Consider the following 19,600-nt stretch of genomic DNA (forward strand, 5'->3'; position numbering starts at 1 on the left):
CATAAAAAAAACCAGCCCCTGTGGCTGGTTTTTTATTGGCTAAAGCCGGTGAACAGATCTATTCTTTGCTGTTTTTTCCATCCTGGCCCCTGGGTTTCACGTTGATCGCAATGCAAAATAATCGTTACCATAGTGTGACGCGGATCTATACTTGAAGCTGTAGCGTGATATAGTGGTTATATAAAAAGTTTTTTTATGATTAAAGCTTATTAGCAACGGCGGTTTCTTCAGCCTCTGAGTGAAACACTGTGTTCATGGCTTATTCGTTTTCAGCATACCGGGGCGACACCGATATACCTGGCTGCGGCTCAACGCAGTGTTTAACCTAGGATGGTATAAGATATGAAATTGCAGCAGCTTCGTTACATCGTGGAAGTGGTTAACCACAACCTGAATGTCTCCTCGACGGCAGAAGGGCTTTACACCTCGCAGCCCGGCATCAGTAAGCAGGTACGGATGCTGGAAGATGAGCTGGGTATCCAGATTTTCGCCCGCAGTGGCAAGCACCTGACTCAGGTCACGCCGGCAGGATTGGAAATTATCCGTATTGCGCGTGAAGTTTTGTCCAAAGTGGATGCTATCAAAGCCGTCGCCGGCGAGCATACCTACCCGGACAAAGGCTCGTTGTACGTGGCGACCACCCACACCCAGGCGCGCTACGCGCTGCCTAACGTCATTAAAGGCTTTATTGAGCGCTATCCGCGAGTCTCTCTGCACATGCATCAGGGATCGCCGACGCAAATTGCGGAAGCCGTCTCTAAAGGCACGGCAGATTTTGCCATTGCCACTGAAGCGCTGCACCTCTACGACGATTTAATCATGCTGCCGTGCTATCACTGGAACCGCGCGGTAGTGGTGAAACCCGATCATCCTTTAGCCGGTAAAAGCCACATTACCATCGAAGAACTGGCGGCTTATCCTATCGTGACCTATACCTTCGGCTTCACCGGCCGCTCTGAGTTGGATACGGCATTCAACCGTGCCGGACTGACACCGCGCATCGTATTTACGGCTACCGATGCCGACGTGATTAAAACATACGTGCGTCTGGGCCTTGGGGTGGGTGTGATCGCCAGCATGGCGGTGGACCCGATACAAGACCCGGATCTGGTGACGGTGGATGCTCGTGATATCTTCACCTACAGCACCACCAAAATCGGCTTCCGTCGCAGCACCTTCCTACGCAGCTATATGTACGATTTTATCCAGCGTTTTGCGCCACACCTGACGCGTGACGTAGTCGACAACGCGGTTGCATTGCGTTCCAACGAAGAGATCGAAGCGATGTTCAAGGACATCAAGCTGCCGGAAAAATAAGCCGGTAATCTAACAACTAACAAAAAGATTTATGCAGCAGGAGAGGTGTGTTCTCTCCTGCTTTCCCCTCTTACTGACTTCCTTCATTCAGGCTTTATTTCCTCTGTTAACCGCCTTTTGCCAGTTTACGCTGTACTGAAAGCAAGGTACGCCGTCGGATCCACCCGCTGGCGGGACGGATCATCGCCCAATAGCCGGCAAGCCGCGCTTTAACCTGCGATGTCGGGCACCAGATAAAGGTTTCGGTACGCAGCATAGCGCGCCCGGAAGCCTCCGGGATAACCTTAAAACGCAGCACCAGTTTTGCGGCTTTCTGGTCGTTAAATTGGTGAAAATCCTCTGCAGTTGCCAGTTTATTGACGCCCAACATAGGCCGCCAAAAACGCCCGGCCAACCCCAGCGAGACTTCATGGCTGTCCTGATGGAGCAGGGTAAAGGTGTCGAAGCCAAAGGCCGCTGGCGGCGTAGTAAGCTCTGTTTTGAAGAGCCTTTGGCGCACCGTGCCCGGCAGTTGGCGTAGCATCAGCAGCCTGCGGATGATCGGATCTTCCGCCATATCCAGTGATAACACCGCTTGAATAATGGCTTCGGGTGCAGCGTCGATAGGTTCTGACTGGTGTTTTTCATAAAAACTGAACGCGGGAAGGTAAACTGATGCATCTTGCCAGCCACGACACTGCCGTTCACTGACGAACCCCAAAAATGCCACTGCGCGCTCCTTAAGCTCAAGTTGTTAGCCATCCGTCGCCGCGCCAACGGAGGTCTGGACGCGGGGGCATTGTCGAACGATACTATACTGGCATTGCGCGCTATGTTCCCACTAGTGTGATGATGAAACCTTTGCTTTTGCACTGCCATCGACGCATGTCCGACCAGTTAGCTGCCATTCTTAGACTAATCCGCAGACCTAACAAGCACTTACCTTTATTGATTGTTATTGCCTATCGTTATGATCAAAACGTGTTGTTATCAAAACGTTACGTCATCTTTGTGTTATCTTTAAATAAGACCTCAGTGATTACCCTGTTTTAGACATAATAAGAAATGGAGGAGCTATGTCGTCCGATCTTCGTGAAACGAGTATGGATAAGCTGGTGGCACTCAATACTGAGTACGGCTATTACAGCCTGCCATTGGCGGCAAAACAGTTGGGCAACATCGACCGACTGCCAAAATCAATGAAAGTACTGTTGGAAAACTTGCTGCGCCATGTGGATGGCGACACCGTGCAGGTTGACGATCTGAAAGCTATTGTTGGCTGGTTGCAAACGGGCCATGCCGATCGTGAGATTGCCTACCGTCCGGCCCGCGTGCTGATGCAGGATTTTACCGGTGTGCCAGCGGTCGTAGATTTGGCTGCGATGCGTGAAGCGGTGCAGCGGTTAGGCGGGAACGTTGACCAGGTCAACCCGCTGTCACCGGTCGATTTGGTGATTGACCACTCGGTCACCGTTGATGAGTTCGGCGATGACGACGCTTTTGAAGAAAACGTGCGCATTGAAATGGAGCGCAACCACGAGCGTTACACCTTCCTGCGTTGGGGGCAAAAAGCCTTTAACCGCTTCCGCGTTGTTCCGCCGGGCACCGGTATCTGCCACCAGGTCAACCTGGAGTATCTCGGCCAAACCGTATGGCATACGGACGAGAGCGGGCAGCGTATCGCTTACCCGGATACCTTAGTCGGTACCGATTCTCACACCACCATGATCAACGGCCTGGGCATTCTGGGCTGGGGTGTGGGTGGCATTGAAGCCGAAGCGGCAATGTTGGGTCAACCGGTGTCTATGCTGATCCCTGACGTGGTGGGCTTTAAACTGACCGGTAAGCTGAGCGAAGGCATTACCGCCACCGATCTGGTGTTGACCGTGACCCAAATGCTGCGCAAACACGGCGTGGTGGGGAAATTTGTCGAGTTTTACGGTGACGGCCTGGCAGACCTGCCGTTGGCCGACCGGGCAACCATTGCCAACATGTCGCCAGAGTTTGGCGCAACCTGCGGCTTCTTCCCGGTGGACGAAGTGACGCTGGGTTACATGAAACTCAGTGGCCGTAGCGACGAGCAAATCGCACTGGTAGAAGCCTATGCCAAAGCGCAAGGCATGTGGCGTAACCCGGGCGATGAACCGGTCTTTACCAGCACGCTGGCGTTGGATATGTCGACGGTGGTCGCCAGCCTGGCAGGGCCGAAGCGCCCTCAGGATCGCGTCGCGCTGCCGGATGTACCTAAGGCGTTCAACGCCGCGACCGAACTCGAGATCGGCAATCAGCATCGCAAGTCCGAATTCAAAACCTTCACTTTGAACCAACAGCAGCATGAGCTGCATAACGGCGCGGTGGTTATCGCGGCCATTACTTCTTGTACCAACACCTCGAACCCCAGCGTAATGATGGCAGCCGGCCTATTGGCGAAGAACGCGGTGAAAAAAGGTTTGCGAACCAAGCCTTGGGTGAAAACCTCGTTGGCACCGGGGTCCAAAGTGGTGACTGACTATTTTGACAGCGCCAAACTGACCGCCTATCTTGAGGAACTCGGTTTTAATCTGGTCGGTTACGGCTGTACCACCTGTATCGGTAATTCCGGGCCATTGCCTGATCCGATTGAGCAGGCGATTAAAGAGGGTGATTTGACCGTAGGGGCGGTGCTATCCGGCAACCGTAACTTTGAAGGTCGTATCCATCCACTGGTCAAAACCAACTGGTTGGCTTCGCCGCCGCTGGTGGTCGCTTATGCGCTGGCTGGCAGCATGAAGATTGATTTGACCAAAGAGCCACTGGGCGAAGGTCACGACGGGCAGCCGGTCTATCTGAAGGATATCTGGCCGAGCAGCAAAGATATCGCCCAGGCGGTGGAAGAAGTTCGCACTGAGATGTTCCATAAGGAATACGGCGCGGTATTTGACGGTGACGCCAACTGGCAGTCGATTCAGGTTACCGGCTCGGCCACTTATCAATGGCAGGCGGATTCCACCTATATCCGTCATCCGCCATTCTTCAGCACCATGAAGGTGAAGCCGGACCCGGTACGGGACATCAAAGATGCGCGTATTCTGGCGATCCTGGCCGACTCGGTGACCACCGACCATATCTCTCCAGCGGGGAATATCAAGCGTGACAGCCCAGCGGGACGTTATCTGAGCGATCATGGCGTTGCGGCGCAGGACTTTAACTCCTACGGCTCTCGCCGTGGTAACCACGAAGTGATGATGCGTGGCACCTTTGCCAATATCCGTATCCGTAACGAAATGGTGCCGGGTGTTGAGGGGGGCTACACGCGCCATATTCCGTCGCAGAATCAGCTGTCGATCTATGACGCCGCCATGCAATATCAACAAGAAGGCGTGCCGTTGGCGGTGATTGCCGGTAAAGAATACGGTTCAGGCTCCAGCCGTGACTGGGCGGCGAAGGGGCCGCGGTTGCTGGGTGTTCGGGTGGTGATTGCCGAGTCCTTTGAACGTATTCACCGTTCTAACCTGATTGGGATGGGCATTCTGCCGCTGGAATTCCCGGCAGGCGTGACGCGCAAGACACTGGGGCTGAGCGGTGACGAGCAGATCAGCGTCAGCGGGCTGCAAACGCTGCAGCCGGGGCAGACGGTGCCTGTACATATCACCTATGCCGACGGGCGCAAGGAAGTGGTGAATACCCGTTGTCGTATCGATACTGGCAATGAGCTCACTTACTATGAAAACGACGGTATCCTGCACTATGTAATCAGGAAAATGCTGTAATAAAAAAGGGCGCCTTATTCGGCGCCCTGATTTTTTCCCGCAGGGAAATTATTTCTGGTCCAGCAAATGGCCCATTTTGGCTGCCTTGGTGGCCAGGTAACGTTCGTTCTTCGGATTGCGGCCAACGATCAGCGGCACGCGCTCGGTGATGTTGATGCCGGCTTCCGTCAGGATCTCAACCTTTTTCGGGTTGTTGGTCAGTAAGCGTACCGCATCCACGCCCAACAGCTTGAACATGTCGGCGCACAGGGTGAAGTCGCGCTCATCGGCGGCGAAACCTAGCTGATGGTTGGCCTCTACCGTATCCGCGCCTTTGTCCTGCAAAGCATAAGCGCGGATTTTATTCAGCAAACCGATATTGCGACCTTCCTGACGATGGTAGAGCAGGATACCGCGACCTTCCTCTGCGATATGCTCCAGCGCCGCTTCCAATTGAAAACCGCAGTCGCAGCGCAGGCTGAATAATGCATCACCGGTCAGACACTCAGAATGTACGCGTGAGAGTACCGGCGTCGCGCCAGAAATATCACCGAACACCAGCGCCAAATGGTCGTGTCCGGTAGCCAGTTCTTCGAATCCTACCATCAGGAAATCGCCCCAAGGTGTTGGCAATTTGGCCTCTGCCACCCGTTTAAGCTGCATGTTGCTCTCCACAAATACATCCGATTCAATCATGGTTGCGCATCCTACTTCCGGTACGGTGAACTGACCAGTATTAAAATGCGCAACGACGATCGGCATTTCGTTAATTATCGGCTATTTTGCCATAACTTCTTGCCCTGCGGTGCTCAGCAAACCAGCATCCGGCGTTTTCAGCCAACTATTATTGCGATAGGTTTTTTATCTGTTTAATTTTTAGAGTGTTATCGATATTACAAGATTGTTACACTGCAAATTGGCTTAAGCAAAGGACGATAGGAATGTTTGAGATAGCAAAACGCACGGCGGCAGGTGCCATAGTTCTGTTGCTGATGCCTTTGGCGGTGTGGCTTTCCGGCTGGCAATGGCAACCGGGGGGCGACGGACGCCTTCTGAAAGGCCTGTATTGGTTGACCGAAACGGTCACTTCGCCATGGGGCATTATCACCAACATCATTCTCTGCGCCTGGTTCCTGTGGTGCCTGCGCTTTCGCATCAAGCCGGCCATTGGCCTGCTGGTGCTGCTCAGCGCGTCGATAATGATTGGCCAGGGCGTGAAGTCCTTTATCAAGGACCGGGTACAAGAGCCACGGCCTTTCGTGCTGTGGCTGGAATCAGCCCATCAGATTGATGAAAAGTACTTTTACTCACTCAAGCGCAAAGAGCGGGGGGCGTTGGTCAAAGAGCAACTGCAGGACCAACCGCTGGTGCCCGTATGGTTGCGCGAACATTGGCAGTTTGAGACCGGTTTTGCGTTTCCTTCGGGCCATACCATGTTTGCCGCCAGTTGGGCGCTGCTGGGCGTGGGGTTGCTGTGGCCGCGTAGGCACTACAAGACCGTGGCGATACTGATGGTTTGGGCAGTAGGGGTGATGGGGAGCCGTTTGTTGCTGGGGATGCATTGGCCACGTGATCTGGCGGTGGCGACCTTGATTAGCTGGTTGCTGGTCACCTTGGCCTGTTGGCTGGTGCAACGCTGGTTCGGGCCGTTGACGCCACCACCGCAAGAGCAACAGGAAATCGCAGAAAGAACTCTGTCTGACAAAAACTAGGTGACTGTGTCACTTTTACGGCGTCAGCATGGCGCCGTATTAACCACTTACATAGCACTTCATTGCAATTCGCATTAACGCCCCCATATCTTTATTAATCCATTATTTTGAGAAGCTTTCTCATTAATTTGTTCGGGAGTGCCGTTTACTGTCGAATATGCCAGCATATATGGTTTTATCGTGCCGCAGGGTTTCCCTGCTACGACGGGAAATGCTAACTTATTAGTTAGGGACGCCACGTATTGGCATAGTTCATCCGATTAACTCGGCATCGCGGGAAAGAATGTGAAATATTTGCTGATTTTTTTGTTGGTTCTGGTGATCTTCGTGATTTCTGTCACGTTGGGCGCGCATAACGATCAGGTGGTGAGTTTTAACTATCTGGTTGCGCAGGGCGACTATCGCGTATCGACTCTGTTGGCGGCGTTGTTTGGCGCCGGTTTTGTTCTCGGTTGGGTCATTTGCGGCCTGTTTTATCTGCGTACCCGCATTGCGCTGGGGCGTGCCGAACGCAAAATCAAAAGGCTGGAACTGCAGCTTGAACAACCTGCTGAGCCGGCAGCTCAGTCCGTTGTCAGCAAGGAATAATCTTCTATGTTAGAGCTGCTGTTTCTGTTGCTGCCCGTGGCTGCCGCGTACGGATGGTACATGGGGCGCAGAAGTGCTCAACAGGATAAACAACAGGAAGCCAACCGTCTGTCGCGCGAGTACGTGGCCGGGGTTAACTTCCTGCTCTCCAACCAGCAGGATAAAGCGGTCGATCTGTTCCTTGATATGTTGAAAGAGGACAGCAACACCGTTGAAGCCCACCTGACGCTGGGTAACCTGTTCCGCTCGCGTGGTGAAGTCGACCGCGCTATCCGCATCCATCAGGCGCTGATGGAAAGCGCTTCCCTGACCTTCGAACAACGTTTGCTGGCCGTGCAACAGCTGGGCCGCGACTACATGGCCGCTGGCATGTACGATCGTGCCGAAGACATGTTTGGCCAACTGGTTGGCGAAGAGGATTTCCGTCTTTCTGCGCTACAGCAACTGTTGGCTATCCATCAGGCCACCAGCGACTGGTTGAAAGCCATCGACGTGGCGGAAAAACTGGTCAAATTAGGCAAAGACAAACAGCGCGTCGAGATCGCACATTTCTATTGCGAACTGGCCTTGCAGGCGATGGGCAGCGACGATCTCGATAAAGCGATGGGATTGTTGAAACGCGCGGCTTCCGCCGACAATCAGTGTGCCCGGGTGTCGATCATGGTGGGACGTATTTATATGGCCCAGGGTGAGTACGCCAAGGCGGTTGAGTCGCTACAGCGCGTGCTGAATCAGGATAAAGAACTGGTGAGCGAAACCTTGCCGATGCTGCAAGAGTGTTACCAGCATCTGGAACAGCAGCAGGGTTGGGCGGACTTTCTCAAGCGCTGCGTGGAAGAGAATACCGGCGCTACTGCAGAACTGATGCTGGCGGAAATAATTGAGCAGCATGAAGGGCGTGACGTGGTGCAGGTGTATATCAACCGGCAGCTACAGCGCCACCCGACCATGCGAGTATTTTACCGCCTGATGGATTATCACCTGGCGGATGCGGAAGATGGTCGTGCCAAAGAGAGTCTGTTACTGCTGCGCGATATGGTCGGTGAGCAAATTCGTACCAAACCGCGCTACCGCTGTCATAAATGCGGTTTTACCGCTCACTCGCTGTATTGGCATTGCCCGTCGTGTCGGGCCTGGTCATCGGTTAAGCCGATCCGCGGGTTGGACGGACAATAACGACAATAAAAAACGGGGCCTAATCAGGCCCCGTTTTCTTATGATCACTAAACCGACTTATTTTTTCTTGCCGGTCTTCGCGCTACCTTTCAACAGCTGACGCAGCTTCTTCAACTCTTTCTGATTCAGCGGTTGCTCAACTTCTTCTTCAATCCCCTGATTATCGATTTCGCCATGATGCAACTCGGCTGCTTTTTTAGCGGTTTTTTCCGCTTTGGTCGGAAGATCGAAGCTGCTTTCTAGACGCTGGCAAACCTCGGCACTCAGAGAGAGTTGATTATCGGCAGCAATGGCACGAATTTTTTCTTTGAGTTCCAGAGGAATTTTAATGGTTAATGTAGATATCTCGCTCATTTTGAAGCCTTTCTGCGGGAGGATTGCCTTCAAGCTAAGCCACTATGGGGAGAGAGTCTAGTGTGTAATAAAAATTTAATATTTTTGTAACATTGCAGTGCGGGAATAGCGAACGATCTGGCGGGGGAAATAAAGTAAAGCCCGGCGTGCCGGGCCCTATACCTAATAGCTTATTTGTAGATAACTGCGGTACCACTCAGCATGTTGTTACCACCGGCAGAAATGATGCGGTAGCTGCTGGCGCCTTGGGCGTCGGCTTTAGCGGCCAGTTTGGCTTCCAGGCCACTCAGGGTAGTGGCATGACCGGCGGAAACGACGCCTGAAGCGGTCAGGCTGCTGGCCTGTTGCTGATCCACCGGCTCAGCGGCGAAGGTAGCGAAAGAGTTCATGGCGATAACGGCTGCTGCTGCAAAATATTTGATGCTTTTCATGAGAGACTCCAGTCTGTTTGTTTAGGTTGGAAGGCGTATGCTTCCGATGTGTTGAATAATAAAGCATCCGCAGGGATTTAAAATCTGATAATGCTGAGCATGTTGTTCAAATTATTTGATTCATAATTTACGCATCTTTACGGCGGTTTACGCAGGCTGGGTTAAGGGCTGTCAGGGGTTATTGACGCTTGATGACGTACGAGGGGATAACATTACTTAAGCGCAGAGCGCGCTGCGGCTGGGATTTCTGTCGGCCGGCATGTAGAATGCGGCGGTCAGTTTGGCGGGTTATTACCTATTTATGTCCATTTTACAGAAGGTAGAAGAAATGAAGTCTGAAAATAACATCAATAACAATGACTTAAAATCATCTCCGATCATCGTTGCGCTGGATTACGCAGATATTGGCGCGGCACTGGCATTTGCCGATCGTATTGATCCGCAGGACTGCCGGTTAAAAGTGGGCAAGGAAATGTTCACCCTGTTTGGGCCGCAGCTGGTGCGCGATTTACACTCGCGTGGTTTCGACGTGTTCCTGGATTTGAAATTCCATGACATTCCCAACACCACCGCCCGTGCCGTTGCTGCTGCGGCCGAGTTGGGTGTATGGATGGTGAACGTGCATGCCAGCGGTGGTGCACGCATGATGACCGCAGCGAAAGAAGCATTGCTGCCCTATGGCGCTCAGGCCCCGTTGCTGATCGCCGTCACCGTGCTGACCAGCATGGAAGCAGAAGATCTGCGTGGTATCGGTATCGAGCTTTCTCCGGCCGAGCATGCAGAGCGCTTGGCACGTCTGACCCGCGATTGTGGGTTGGATGGCGTAGTTTGTTCAGCGCACGAAGCCGAGCGTCTCAAAGCAGCCTGTGGCCAACAATTCCAACTGGTGACGCCGGGCATCCGTCCTGAAGGCAGCGACGCCGGCGATCAGCGACGCATCATGACGCCGGTACAGGCGCAAGCGGTTGGTGTTGACTACATGGTGATTGGGCGCCCGATCACCCAATCCGCCGATCCCGCTGCTACGCTAAGTGCGATCCGCGCTTCTCTGGCTTAAGGAGATGACAATGAACAACGATAACAGCCGGCTGGTGTATTCCACCGATAGCGGGCGTATCAAGCAGGAAGACGTCAAACCGCCGCGTGAAAAGGGCGACGGTATCGTGCGTATTCAGCGCCAGACCAGCGGGCGCAAGGGAAAGGGCGTTTGCCTGATCACCGGCGTTGATCTGGATGATGCCGCATTGGACAAGCTGGCGGCAGAGCTCAAGAAAAAATGCGGCTGCGGCGGTTCGGTGAAAGAGGGCGTGATCGAGATCCAGGGCGATAAGCGGGATCTGCTTAAACAGCTGTTAGAAGCCAAAGGGATGAAGGTCAAGCTGGCGGGCGGCTAATCGAATCGCCTGAGCGAATGGCCATGCCGCGGTGCAATACTGCGGCATGGCTGGGATACTGCTGCCGGGCGTTAACCCGTTGATGGCAACCCGCCATCGATGAAAGGTAAAACAGACCTGAAATAATCTTTATTATGCGTAATACGTCAAAGCGATATCGCTTTTGCCAGCCTGTCGGCAGAGGTATCTGAATACTGGCCGAACAGGTTATTTACCTACCTGATGACCAATGATGCCCCCTACCGCAGCCCCGCCGAGCGTACCCAGTGCGCTACCATCGGTCAACACCGCGCCGCCTACGGCCCCTGCACCGGCACCAATGGCGGTGTTACGGTCACGTTTGGACATGTTTGAACAAGCGCTGAGTGAAAACGCCAGAGTAAGCGCCAGAGCGGCGGTGGCAAAACGTTTATTGATAATCATCATAATGAATTCTCCTTAGCATTGGCTATCTGGGAGTGCCTATTAAGTATAGGCATGAACCCGAATTTCGGCCTGCTAGTCGCTCCCAGTAAGTATCGCTATAAAAAATGGCATTTTTTGTTAAAGGCAGAATAATTGAAACGCCCAGAGCGCTCCCTCCGCCAATATTCACTATAAGCTTCTGCTGAACGATAAACAGGTAAATAGTCTTAAAGTCCATTGTGCGCTATTTAATCCCCAGCTCGCAAATTGCCGTTTCCAGCAGAAGACTACGCGGTCTTTAGCGATTTACGCCATACCGCCCCCAAGCCTGCCTGCCGACAATATTCCCAACAGGGTTAACCGGGAAAGAAACATGCTTAACGATCTCAAGCAGCAGGTATTGGAGGCTAATCTGGCGCTGCCACGCCATCGTCTGGTGACCTTCACCTGGGGGAATGTCAGCGCTGTCGATCGGCGTGAGGGATTGATGGTGATCAAACCCTCGGGGGTGGAATACGGGGTGATGACCCGTGACGATATGGTGGTGCTGGAACTGGAAAGCGGCAAGGTGGTGGAGGGGGACAAAAAGCCCTCATCAGACAGCGATACCCACCGCGTGCTGTACCTGGAATTTGGCGATGCCGGGGGCATAGTGCACACCCATTCGCGGCATGCCACCATTTGGGCGCAGGCCGGGTTGGATATTCCGGCCTGGGGCACAACGCACGCCGACTATTTCTACGGCGACATTCCCTGTACCCGACGGATGCAGGATGAGGAAATTAATGGCCGCTATGAATGGGAGACCGGCAGAGTGATTGTCGAAACCTTTGGCCAGCGCCGGTTAAATCCGGCGGCGGTGCCGGGCGTGCTGGTGCATTCTCATGGCCCCTTTACCTGGGGGGAAAACGCAGAAACCGCAGTTCATAATGCGGTGGTACTGGAAGAAATTGCCTATATGGGGATTTTTTCGCGCCAGTTGTCGCCGGGCCTGGCGAATATGCAGCAAACCCTGCTGGACAAACATTACCTGCGCAAGCACGGTAAAAACGCCTACTACGGCCAGTGAGCATCAGGAGGTCCGCCTGTCGGCGGCTCTCCCGTTGTTTCGTCTGAAGGCTAGTCGTTCACCATATCCAACTGTATTCCCTGGCGCTTCAACAGGTGTTGATACTCCAACGACAGCCGCGAATCGGTGATTACCCGCTGAACCTTGCCCTGCTGGGCCAGCGGATTGGGCTGAATTTGACCGAATTTTGACGAGTCGGTCAGGACAATATTTTCTACGCCCTTCGCCAGCACGGCGTTGACCACGTCGGCGCGCATCATATCGCGGCCGGTGAAGCCAGTATCCGCATGATAGCCATCGACGCCAATAAACGCCTTGCTGAAATGCACTTGCTGAATGCATTGGCGGGTTAATGGCCCGACCACGGTCTCGCTCTTTTTCTGGTACATGCCGCCCAGTACGATCACCTCGCAATCCGTCTCTTTTAGCAGATGGGCGATATAGTGGCTGACGGTGATCAGCGTGATGCGTTTACGCTCGGCGATATAACGCGCCAGCAGCGCGTTGGCGCTGCCACTTTCGATAAAAATGGTTTCATCGTCGTTAACCAGCGAGGCGGCATACTGCGCCAGCTTTTGCTTGAGGGTGAAGTTGGACATCATGCGCGCATCGACGTCGTCGCTTTCTAATGCCAGCGCGGAACCGTGCACCCGTTTCAGGTAGCTGCGTTTCTCCAGCAGGTTCAAATCCTGGCGGATCGTCACCTCTGAAACGCCGGTGGCCGCGGCCAAATCGCTGACGCTGATACGTCGGCGATCGTTTACCAATTGAAGTATTGTCTGTTGTCTTGAATTCATATCAACCTGATGTGCGGCCACCAATGTGCGGCCGCTAATATTTATTGTTTAAATAGTATGTTCTGTTCGCGCAATAATATCATCCTGCGCGTCAGGGGATAATGCGGTAAAGAAAGCGGAATATCCAGCAACGCGGACCACTAAATCACGATATTGGTCAGGATGTTGCTTCGCTTTCAGCAGCGTTTCCCGCGACACGATGTTGTATTGCACGTGCCAACCCAGGTAGTCCTCAAAGAAGGTGCGCAGCATCAACATCAGTTTTTCTCGGTCCCGCGGATCCTCCAACGTCGCCGGGTTCAGTTTCTGATTCAGCAACACGCCGCCGAGGATAGACGCGGTGGGCAGTTTGGACAGCGAATTGAACACGGCGGTCGGTCCCAGATGATCGGTACCGGAGGCCGGGCTGGCACCTTCCGCCAACGGCGTATGCGCTTTACGGCCGTCTGGCGTGGCCAGGGTAGCCGCGCCAAAGGGCACGTTAGCTGAAATCGACGACGTTCCGGCGTAGTAGGTGCCGCCTATCGGGCCACGACCAAAGCGGGTGTTGTGGTACTGCTTCAGTTCGTCGATATAAGTTTGATAAGCACGCACCAGCAGTTGATCGACCTCATCCTCGTCGTTACCGTATTTTGGAGCGGCGTTGAGCAGACGCTGGCGTAACTGTTCGCCGCTCAATCCGTCGAAGTCATTTTCCAGCGCAGCCGCCAATTGCCGTTGGCCAATAACCCCTTGTTCGAAGACCAGCTTGCGCACCGCCGCCAGGCTGTTGCCCAGGTTGGCTATGCCGACCTGCAGACCAGAAACCCAATCGTATTTTGCGCCACCTTGCTTGATACTTTTGCCGCGTTCGATGCAGTCATCCACCAGCGCTGAGCAGAGGATATCGTGAGCGTTCTCTTCTAATACGGTATCGACCACGCATTCAATTTCAATCGACTTACGCGTGTAATAGCGGATCTGGTTGTCCCAGGCACCCAGCACCTGCTCAAAGTCGGCGAAGTTTTCCTTCGAGAGCGCCTCTGCTTGTGGCAGGAAAATTTTGCCGGAGGTCGCATCGCGCCCTTGTTCCAGTGCCGCCAGCATGACGCGAGTGAAGTTGATAAAGCTCATGCCGGTGCAGCGGTAACCCCATTTCCCGCCCACGGCGGTTTCGATACAGCCGATCGCCGCGTAGTCATAGGCATCCTGCGGCTCCACGCCCAGTTTGATAAACTCAGGGATAACGATTTCATCGTTGTTGAAGGCCGGCATGCCGAACCCACAGCGGATCACTTGCACGCAGGCGTCGAGGAAGTCGTTACTCATTCCTGCATGGTAACGCACGCTGAGATTAGGCTGGGTGGAGCGTAAGCGCCCGCAGGACTCCAAAATGGCATAGGACAAGGGGTTAACCGCATCGCAGGGTTTGCCGTTGATCAGTTGCTGTCCGCCAATAGTGACGTTCTGATACAGCGGGCTGCCTGCCGAGGCTTTGGAGTGAGAACCGGAACGGATCTTGTTGATCTCCAACAGCTTCAACCAACAACTGTGCAGCATTTCAATCGCACGCTCGCGTGGCAACGTCTGTTCTAACTCTACGTCACGACGGTACCAGGGGTAGAGATATTGGTCGAGGCGGCCAAAGGACACCGAATGGCCGTTGGATTCAATCTGTAGCGTCAGTTGAATGAAGTAGCACAGTTGCAGGGCCTGCCAGAAGGTTTGTGGTGGCCGATGGGCAATCAGCTCACAGTTTTCCGCGATGGTCTGCAGCTCTTCACTTCGCCACAAACGGTTTTCCGTCTGCGCCATGTCGCGCGCCAACTGGGCAAAGCGCAAGATATGCGCGCTCAGCGCTTCCAGGGTCAGATCGATTGCCTTCAGGAATTGCTCCTGATGCAACTCTTCCCAGTCGGTAAGCCGGATACGACTGCGACGTTCATCGACTTTCTCGCGCAGCCCGTCGAGGCCTTTTTCCAACAGTAGTGGGAAATTCACCGCGAGATGGGCATCCCCTGAGGTCATATTGCCTTCAGCCTTGATGATACCGGTGGCCAGCAGGGCCTTTTGTTCGTCGGTAAACATGCCGTAGCAGCGATCTTGCACCGTCTGGCCGCGCCACCACGGGCATAGCCGATGCAAAATGGCCTTGTTCTCTTCGCTGACTGAGAAACCGGCGCCCGGACGGTCGGCCAGTTGGTCAATCTCGTCTTCGATCCAACTGACGGTATATTCGGGGAAAATCGGCGCAGCGCGTAATTCGCTGGCCTGGTTGCCGATAATCAACTCGTCGTTATCGATTCGCAAAGTTCGCTTAGCCAAATGGTTAGCCAATGCCAGTGCCCGACGAACCGGCAAGGGTTTGTCCTGATGCTGCTGATAGGCTTCGGTGTAGTGCTGGGCGCGTTCGGTGCAAACCGGCGGTTTGACGATATGGATCAGCGCGTTCTTGTGAGCCTGGGTGCGTTCGGACAGGGTGGTCAGATCCAGCTTAGTCATGGTGTTATCCTCGCAAAATGGCAGTCAGCCCTTTGGCCTCGGCGTACTGTTCGGCATAGGCCAGCAGTTCAGGGGCATCTAGTGGGGTGCGGGCCGCGTGATAAGGCTCGCCGAGCAGGTTATATTTGTTGATACCCAACGTGTGGTAAGGCAAGAAATGAATCTCTGTAACGCCGGCCTCATCGGCGGCGAAATCGACAATCGCGCGAATTGAGCGGCGATCGGCGTTAAAGTCGGGGATCAGCGGGACGCGCACGGTCGTTCGGGTACCGTGGGCGGCCAGGCGGCGGAAGTTTTCCATTACCCGTTTGGCGGAGCCGCCGGTCCACTGCTTGAAACGTTTTTCATCGACGTGTTTCAAATCCGCCAGCATTAGATCGAGCCAGGGCAGCGAAGGCGCTATGTGTGACCAGGGCGTATGCAGGCAAGATTCCACCGCGGTATGAATGCCGGCCTCACGGCCGCGCTTCAGCAGTTCTGCCGCCACGGCAGGCTGCATAAAGGGTTCACCGCCGGAGAGTGTCAGGCCGCCACCGGTGCGCAGATAAAAAGGCCGATCGCGCAGCACCTCGGTCATGATATCGTCGATATTTACTGCGCTGCCGCACAGGCTGAGTGCGTCGGTTGGGCAACGGGCGGCTAATGCGGCATACTCTTCGTGGCTGAGTAACTCGCGCTGGATCAGCAGGTTGTCGTCTATTCGTTGAATCGCCTGAGGATGGCCTTCGGCGCACAGGGTACAGCCGCTGAGGCATAAACGCGGATCGAACAGCAAGTCCGCTTTTCGCGAGCGGCTTTCCGGATTCTGGCACCAGAGACAGCCCAACGAGCAGCCCTTCAGGAACACTACGCTGCGGATGCCTGGACCATCATGGGTGGAATAGCGCTGCAGATTGAAGATCACGAGTCACCTGTCATTCGGTTGCTTTTCTTTTGTCATTAAAATTGTTTCGAATGAAAGTTGATTTGATTTCGATCAAATATAAATGCGTTGCATGTTCCTACTATGATGAGAGTTTGAATTCGTCCACAAAAGATTCAGGAGTCCGTAATGGAGCTTTATCTCGATACCGCCGATGTGAACGCAGTAAAACGACTGGCGCGCATCCTGCCTCTGCACGGTGTGACCACCAATCCGAGCATTGTTGCCAAAGAGGGAAAACCGATTTGGGAAGTGTTACCGGCGCTGCGCGATGCGCTGGGGGGCACCGGCAAACTCTTTGCTCAGGTGATGGCTAACGACGCCGAGCGCATGGTGGCGGAAGCGGCGTTGCTTCATCAGCGAGTGCCTGGACTGGTGGTTAAGGTACCGGCGACCGCAGAAGGCCTGGCAGCGATTAAAAAACTGAAGTCGATGTCGATTCCTACGCTGGGGACGGCGGTTTATGGTGCGGGTCAGGGACTGCTGGCGGCGCTGGCGGGAGCTGAGTATGTGGCCCCATACGTGAACCGCCTGGACGCGCAGGGCGGTGACGGCATTGAAATGGTTCACGAGCTGCAGCAATTGCTGACGCTGCACGCGCCGGGAGCCCGGGTGCTGGCGGCCAGTTTCAAAACGCCGCGTCAGGCGCTGGAATGCTTGCTGGCGGGTTGTCAGGCCATCACTCTGCCGGTCGACGTGGCTGAGCAGTTCCTCGCGGCACCGGCGGTTCAGGCCGCGGTAGAGAAATTCGAGCAAGATTGGCAGGGGGCGTTCGGCACTAATCTGCTGAACTGAGAACCGGATAAGCAAAGAAAAGGGCGCCCGTTGACAAAGTGCTCTGTTGTTTAATGGTAGCGGCGCTGCATGCTGTGCCCAATAGCATAATCAATGGGTTAAATCGGGTCGAACATGTTCGACCCCTACCGGTTTAGCCTTTACGCAGGTTTGTCAGCAGTCTGAGGGCGCCGCAGCGCCCTGATTATAACCAACTGAATTTATACATTTTCACGCAGGACGATCGGCGACTCCTGCGCCGTGGGCTGGCTGGCATTCAGCGCACGACGGATCACAAAGAAGGCGGAGACCAGCATGGTTACCGCCACCAGCATAAAGAAAGCGCACAGTGCGGCGTTAATCTGGTTACTGAAAACGATGGTCTCCATATCCTTCAGCGTCTTGGCCGGTGCGATCAGCGTGCCTTGTTCAATACCGGCAGAGAATTTCTTCGCCTGCGCCAGGAAGCCGATGCTCGGTTTCTCGTGGAATATTTTCTGCCAGCCGGCGGTCATTGAGGTAATAAACAACCAGACGGTCGGTAAAATGGTCACCCAGGCATAGCGCTGTTTTTTCATTTTGAACAGCACCACGGTACCGAGGATCAGCGCCATCGAAGCCAGCATCTGGTTGCCGATACCGAACAGCGGCCACAGCGTATTGATGCCGCCGAGCGGATCGACCACCCCCTGATAGACAAAGAAGCCCCAGCCGGCGACGGCCACGGTGGTTCCCGCCAGATTACCGAACCACGAACGGTTGTTAGCTAACCTTGGGATCGCTACACCGACCAGATCCTGCACCATAAAGCGACAGGCACGGGTCCCGGCATCGACGGCGGTCAGAATAAACAGCGCCTCGAACAGAATGGCGAAGTGGTACCAGAAGGCCATCATTGCGCGGCTGTTAAACACCTCGGTAATGATATGTGCCATGCCCACGGCGAAGGTCGGGGCGCCGCCGGCGCGCGACAGGATGGAGTGCTCCCCGACGTCCTTGGCAATCATCGTCAGGGTTTCCGGGGTGATCATAAAGCCCCAGCTGTTAATCACCTGAGAGGCATTTTCCACCGTGGTGCCGATCAGCGCCGCCGGCGAGTTCATGGCGAAGTAAACGCCTGGGTCGATCACCGACGCGCAAATCAACGCCATGATAGCCACGAAGGACTCCATCAGCATGGCGCCATAACCGATAAAGCGAATATGGCTCTCGCGCTCCACCAGTTTCGGCGTGGTACCGCTGGAAACCAGCGCATGGAAACCGGAAATCGAACCACAGGCGATGGTGATAAACAGGAACGGGAACAGCGAGCCGGCGAACACCGGGCCGCTGCCGTCGATAAAGCGCGATACCGCCGGCATTTTCATTTCCGGCATGGCGAAGACGATACCTACAGCCAACCCGATAATGACGCCAATCTTCATAAAGGTGGACAAATAGTCACGCGGTGCCAACAGCAGCCACACCGGCAACACCGAAGCGACAAAGCCGTAAACCACCAACACCCAGGTCAGCGTGGTGCCGTGCAGCGTAAAGAACGGGCCCCAATAGGGGTCTTGCGCCACGTTGCCGCCGTAGATGATCGCCAGCAGCATCAGCGCGAAACCGATCACCGAGATTTCAGCGATTTTACCCGGCCGGATAAAACGCATATACACGCCCATAAACAGGGCGATTGGGATGGTTGCAGCGATGGTGAACAAGCCCCAGGGGCTGTCGGCCAGGGCTTTAACCACCACCAGCGCCAGCGCGGACAGAATGATAATCATCACCCCCAGCGCGCCCAGCATGGTAATCACACCGGCGAAGGCCCCCAGTTCCTGCTTGGCCATTTCACCCAGCGAACGACCGTCACGACGGGTAGAGATGAACAGAATCAGGAAGTCCTGCACGGCGCCGGCCAGCATGACCCCGACCAGGATCCAGATAGTGCCGGGCAGAAAGCCCATTTGCGCTGCCAGAATAGGGCCAACCAGCGGCCCGGCCCCGGCGATGGCAGCAAAGTGGTGGCCAAACAACACCCACTTGTTGGTAGGGACATAGTCCAACCCGTCGTTGCGACGTTCGGCCGGGGTCATACGGCGGTCGTCGAGCTCAAAGACTTTTTTGGCGATAAACAGGCTGTAGAAGCGATAAGCGATGCTGTAACAGGCGACCGCCGCTACCACCAGCCAAACCGCATTGACGTGTTCACCGCGGCTTAGCGCCAGCATGGCGAAGGCGAATGCACCGACCAACGCCACCACCAGCCAGATGATCCCGGACTTGACGTTTTTCATGTTCAACAACTCCTTGGTGTGCAGAAAAAAGAAAGAAGTGTTCTTAGGGAGAATGGCTACAAATTAAAAGTAGGAGTTTTGCAGGCGAAGAGAAGCAGGTCGGATGAGAAATGTGAAGCCGGTTGAGTAATAGCGTAAAAACAAGGTGATGAGGATGTTACTGGGAATAAAAAAACACCGGAGGGAGACCCGTC

At 54.5% G+C, this 19,600-nt stretch carries 18 protein-coding genes; 9 read left to right on the top strand and 9 right to left on the bottom strand.

Going from position 1 to position 19,600, the window contains the following annotated elements; translation table 11 throughout:
* Nucleotides 1–342: 342 nt before the first annotated feature.
* Nucleotides 343–1,317, top strand: coding sequence for an HTH-type transcriptional regulator CysB (gene cysB, locus AC1RKC_RS00305; RefSeq protein ID WP_020827132.1), 975 nt, complete (start codon nucleotides 343–345; stop codon nucleotides 1,315–1,317).
* 106 nt (nucleotides 1,318–1,423) lie between these two features.
* On the opposite strand, the gene AC1RKC_RS00310 is transcribed toward cysB, so the two are convergent.
* Complete coding sequence (locus AC1RKC_RS00310; protein ID WP_174574321.1) at nucleotides 1,424–2,026, bottom strand: hypothetical protein; 603 nt, start codon at nucleotides 2,024–2,026, stop codon at nucleotides 1,424–1,426.
* Between the two features lie 346 nt (nucleotides 2,027–2,372).
* Here AC1RKC_RS00310 and acnA point away from each other — a divergent pair, with 346 nt between their 5' ends.
* On the top strand, nucleotides 2,373–5,045 hold the full coding sequence (gene acnA / locus AC1RKC_RS00315) for an aconitate hydratase AcnA (RefSeq protein ID WP_174574320.1): 2,673 nt from the start codon (nucleotides 2,373–2,375) through the stop codon (nucleotides 5,043–5,045).
* Nucleotides 5,046–5,093: 48 nt separating this feature from the next.
* Here acnA and ribA read toward each other — a convergent pair whose 3' ends face one another.
* On the bottom strand, nucleotides 5,094–5,687 hold the full coding sequence (gene ribA, locus AC1RKC_RS00320) for a GTP cyclohydrolase II (RefSeq protein WP_041415420.1): 594 nt from the start codon (nucleotides 5,685–5,687) through the stop codon (nucleotides 5,094–5,096).
* A 278-nt stretch (nucleotides 5,688–5,965) separates the two neighbouring features.
* Between ribA and pgpB the strand changes: the two genes are divergently transcribed.
* The 3 genes from pgpB (at nucleotide 5,966) to lapB (ending at nucleotide 8,500) form a co-directional block, all read left to right on the top strand.
* Complete coding sequence (pgpB, locus tag AC1RKC_RS00325) at nucleotides 5,966–6,736, top strand: phosphatidylglycerophosphatase B (protein ID WP_020827128.1); 771 nt, start codon at nucleotides 5,966–5,968, stop codon at nucleotides 6,734–6,736.
* A 285-nt stretch (nucleotides 6,737–7,021) separates the two neighbouring features.
* Nucleotides 7,022–7,324, top strand: a complete 303-nt coding sequence (locus AC1RKC_RS00330; RefSeq protein ID WP_020827127.1) for a LapA family protein — start codon at nucleotides 7,022–7,024, stop codon at nucleotides 7,322–7,324.
* A 6-nt stretch (nucleotides 7,325–7,330) separates the two neighbouring features.
* A complete protein-coding gene (lapB, locus tag AC1RKC_RS00335) occupies nucleotides 7,331–8,500 on the top strand; it encodes a lipopolysaccharide assembly protein LapB (protein ID WP_020827126.1) in 1,170 nt (389 codons plus the stop codon).
* A 57-nt stretch (nucleotides 8,501–8,557) separates the two neighbouring features.
* Here the strand turns inward: lapB and AC1RKC_RS00340 are convergent, their stop codons facing one another.
* Nucleotides 8,558–8,854, bottom strand: a complete 297-nt coding sequence (locus tag AC1RKC_RS00340) for an Arc family DNA-binding protein (protein WP_020827125.1) — start codon at nucleotides 8,852–8,854, stop codon at nucleotides 8,558–8,560.
* A gap of 170 nt (nucleotides 8,855–9,024) precedes the next feature.
* A complete protein-coding gene (bhsA, locus tag AC1RKC_RS00345) occupies nucleotides 9,025–9,285 on the bottom strand; it encodes a multiple stress resistance protein BhsA (RefSeq protein ID WP_493092250.1) in 261 nt (86 codons plus the stop codon).
* Nucleotides 9,286–9,613: 328 nt separating this feature from the next.
* Here bhsA and pyrF point away from each other — a divergent pair, with 328 nt between their 5' ends.
* Both pyrF and yciH read left to right on the top strand, forming a co-directional pair.
* The gene (gene pyrF, locus AC1RKC_RS00350) at nucleotides 9,614–10,342 is read left to right on the top strand and encodes an orotidine-5'-phosphate decarboxylase (RefSeq protein WP_258089597.1); all 729 of its coding nucleotides are present in this window, start codon (nucleotides 9,614–9,616) and stop codon (nucleotides 10,340–10,342) included.
* A 10-nt stretch (nucleotides 10,343–10,352) separates the two neighbouring features.
* On the top strand, nucleotides 10,353–10,679 hold the full coding sequence (gene yciH, locus AC1RKC_RS00355) for a stress response translation initiation inhibitor YciH (protein WP_020827122.1): 327 nt from the start codon (nucleotides 10,353–10,355) through the stop codon (nucleotides 10,677–10,679).
* 207 nt (nucleotides 10,680–10,886) lie between these two features.
* Here yciH and osmB read toward each other — a convergent pair whose 3' ends face one another.
* Nucleotides 10,887–11,105 (bottom strand): osmotically-inducible lipoprotein OsmB, encoded by a 219-nt coding sequence (osmB, locus tag AC1RKC_RS00360; RefSeq protein ID WP_004945176.1) that lies wholly within the window; start codon nucleotides 11,103–11,105, stop codon nucleotides 10,887–10,889.
* A 352-nt stretch (nucleotides 11,106–11,457) separates the two neighbouring features.
* Here osmB and araD point away from each other — a divergent pair, with 352 nt between their 5' ends.
* Nucleotides 11,458–12,153, top strand: coding sequence for an L-ribulose-5-phosphate 4-epimerase (araD, locus tag AC1RKC_RS00365; RefSeq protein ID WP_020827121.1), 696 nt, complete (start codon nucleotides 11,458–11,460; stop codon nucleotides 12,151–12,153).
* Nucleotides 12,154–12,203: 50 nt separating this feature from the next.
* On the opposite strand, the gene AC1RKC_RS00370 is transcribed toward araD, so the two are convergent.
* Genes AC1RKC_RS00370 through AC1RKC_RS00380 form a run of 3 tightly spaced genes read right to left on the bottom strand, consistent with a single transcriptional unit; the run spans nucleotide 12,204 to nucleotide 16,335 of the window.
* Entirely contained in the window at nucleotides 12,204–12,950 is a 747-nt protein-coding gene (locus AC1RKC_RS00370) for a DeoR/GlpR family DNA-binding transcription regulator (protein ID WP_046373397.1), read from the bottom strand.
* 48 nt (nucleotides 12,951–12,998) lie between these two features.
* Nucleotides 12,999–15,431 (bottom strand): formate C-acetyltransferase/glycerol dehydratase family glycyl radical enzyme, encoded by a 2,433-nt coding sequence (locus tag AC1RKC_RS00375; RefSeq protein ID WP_493092249.1) that lies wholly within the window; start codon nucleotides 15,429–15,431, stop codon nucleotides 12,999–13,001.
* A gap of 4 nt (nucleotides 15,432–15,435) precedes the next feature.
* Nucleotides 15,436–16,335 (bottom strand): glycyl-radical enzyme activating protein, encoded by a 900-nt coding sequence (locus AC1RKC_RS00380; protein ID WP_048758679.1) that lies wholly within the window; start codon nucleotides 16,333–16,335, stop codon nucleotides 15,436–15,438.
* 147 nt (nucleotides 16,336–16,482) lie between these two features.
* Here AC1RKC_RS00380 and fsa point away from each other — a divergent pair, with 147 nt between their 5' ends.
* Nucleotides 16,483–17,148, top strand: coding sequence for a fructose-6-phosphate aldolase (fsa, locus tag AC1RKC_RS00385; RefSeq protein WP_020827117.1), 666 nt, complete (start codon nucleotides 16,483–16,485; stop codon nucleotides 17,146–17,148).
* Between the two features lie 200 nt (nucleotides 17,149–17,348).
* Here the strand turns inward: fsa and AC1RKC_RS00390 are convergent, their stop codons facing one another.
* On the bottom strand, nucleotides 17,349–19,406 hold the full coding sequence (locus tag AC1RKC_RS00390; protein ID WP_116690360.1) for a carbon starvation CstA family protein: 2,058 nt from the start codon (nucleotides 19,404–19,406) through the stop codon (nucleotides 17,349–17,351).
* Nucleotides 19,407–19,600 lie beyond the last annotated feature (194 nt).

It is taken from the genome of Serratia sp. GW822-FHT06E05 (assembly GCF_058799445.1).

Excerpts from the sequence above, each read along its gene's own strand:
- cysB (WP_020827132.1), top strand. The coding sequence starts at position 343 with ATGAAATTGCAGCAGCTTCGTTACATCGTGGAAGTGGTTAACCACAAC.
- acnA (WP_174574320.1), top strand. The coding sequence starts at position 2,373 with ATGTCGTCCGATCTTCGTGAAACGAGTATGGATAAGCTGGTGGCACTC.
- ribA (WP_041415420.1), bottom strand. The coding sequence starts at position 5,687 with ATGCAGCTTAAACGGGTGGCAGAGGCCAAATTGCCAACACCTTGGGGC.
- pgpB (WP_020827128.1), top strand. The coding sequence starts at position 5,966 with ATGTTTGAGATAGCAAAACGCACGGCGGCAGGTGCCATAGTTCTGTTG.
- lapB (WP_020827126.1), top strand. The coding sequence starts at position 7,331 with ATGTTAGAGCTGCTGTTTCTGTTGCTGCCCGTGGCTGCCGCGTACGGA.
- AC1RKC_RS00340 (WP_020827125.1), bottom strand. The coding sequence starts at position 8,854 with ATGAGCGAGATATCTACATTAACCATTAAAATTCCTCTGGAACTCAAA.
- bhsA (WP_493092250.1), bottom strand. The coding sequence starts at position 9,285 with ATGAAAAGCATCAAATATTTTGCAGCAGCAGCCGTTATCGCCATGAAC.
- pyrF (WP_258089597.1), top strand. The coding sequence starts at position 9,614 with ATGAAGTCTGAAAATAACATCAATAACAATGACTTAAAATCATCTCCG.
- yciH (WP_020827122.1), top strand. The coding sequence starts at position 10,353 with ATGAACAACGATAACAGCCGGCTGGTGTATTCCACCGATAGCGGGCGT.
- osmB (WP_004945176.1), bottom strand. The coding sequence starts at position 11,105 with ATGATGATTATCAATAAACGTTTTGCCACCGCCGCTCTGGCGCTTACT.
- araD (WP_020827121.1), top strand. The coding sequence starts at position 11,458 with ATGCTTAACGATCTCAAGCAGCAGGTATTGGAGGCTAATCTGGCGCTG.
- AC1RKC_RS00370 (WP_046373397.1), bottom strand. The coding sequence starts at position 12,950 with ATGAATTCAAGACAACAGACAATACTTCAATTGGTAAACGATCGCCGA.
- AC1RKC_RS00375 (WP_493092249.1), bottom strand. The coding sequence starts at position 15,431 with ATGACTAAGCTGGATCTGACCACCCTGTCCGAACGCACCCAGGCTCAC.
- fsa (WP_020827117.1), top strand. The coding sequence starts at position 16,483 with ATGGAGCTTTATCTCGATACCGCCGATGTGAACGCAGTAAAACGACTG.
- AC1RKC_RS00390 (WP_116690360.1), bottom strand. The coding sequence starts at position 19,406 with ATGAAAAACGTCAAGTCCGGGATCATCTGGCTGGTGGTGGCGTTGGTC.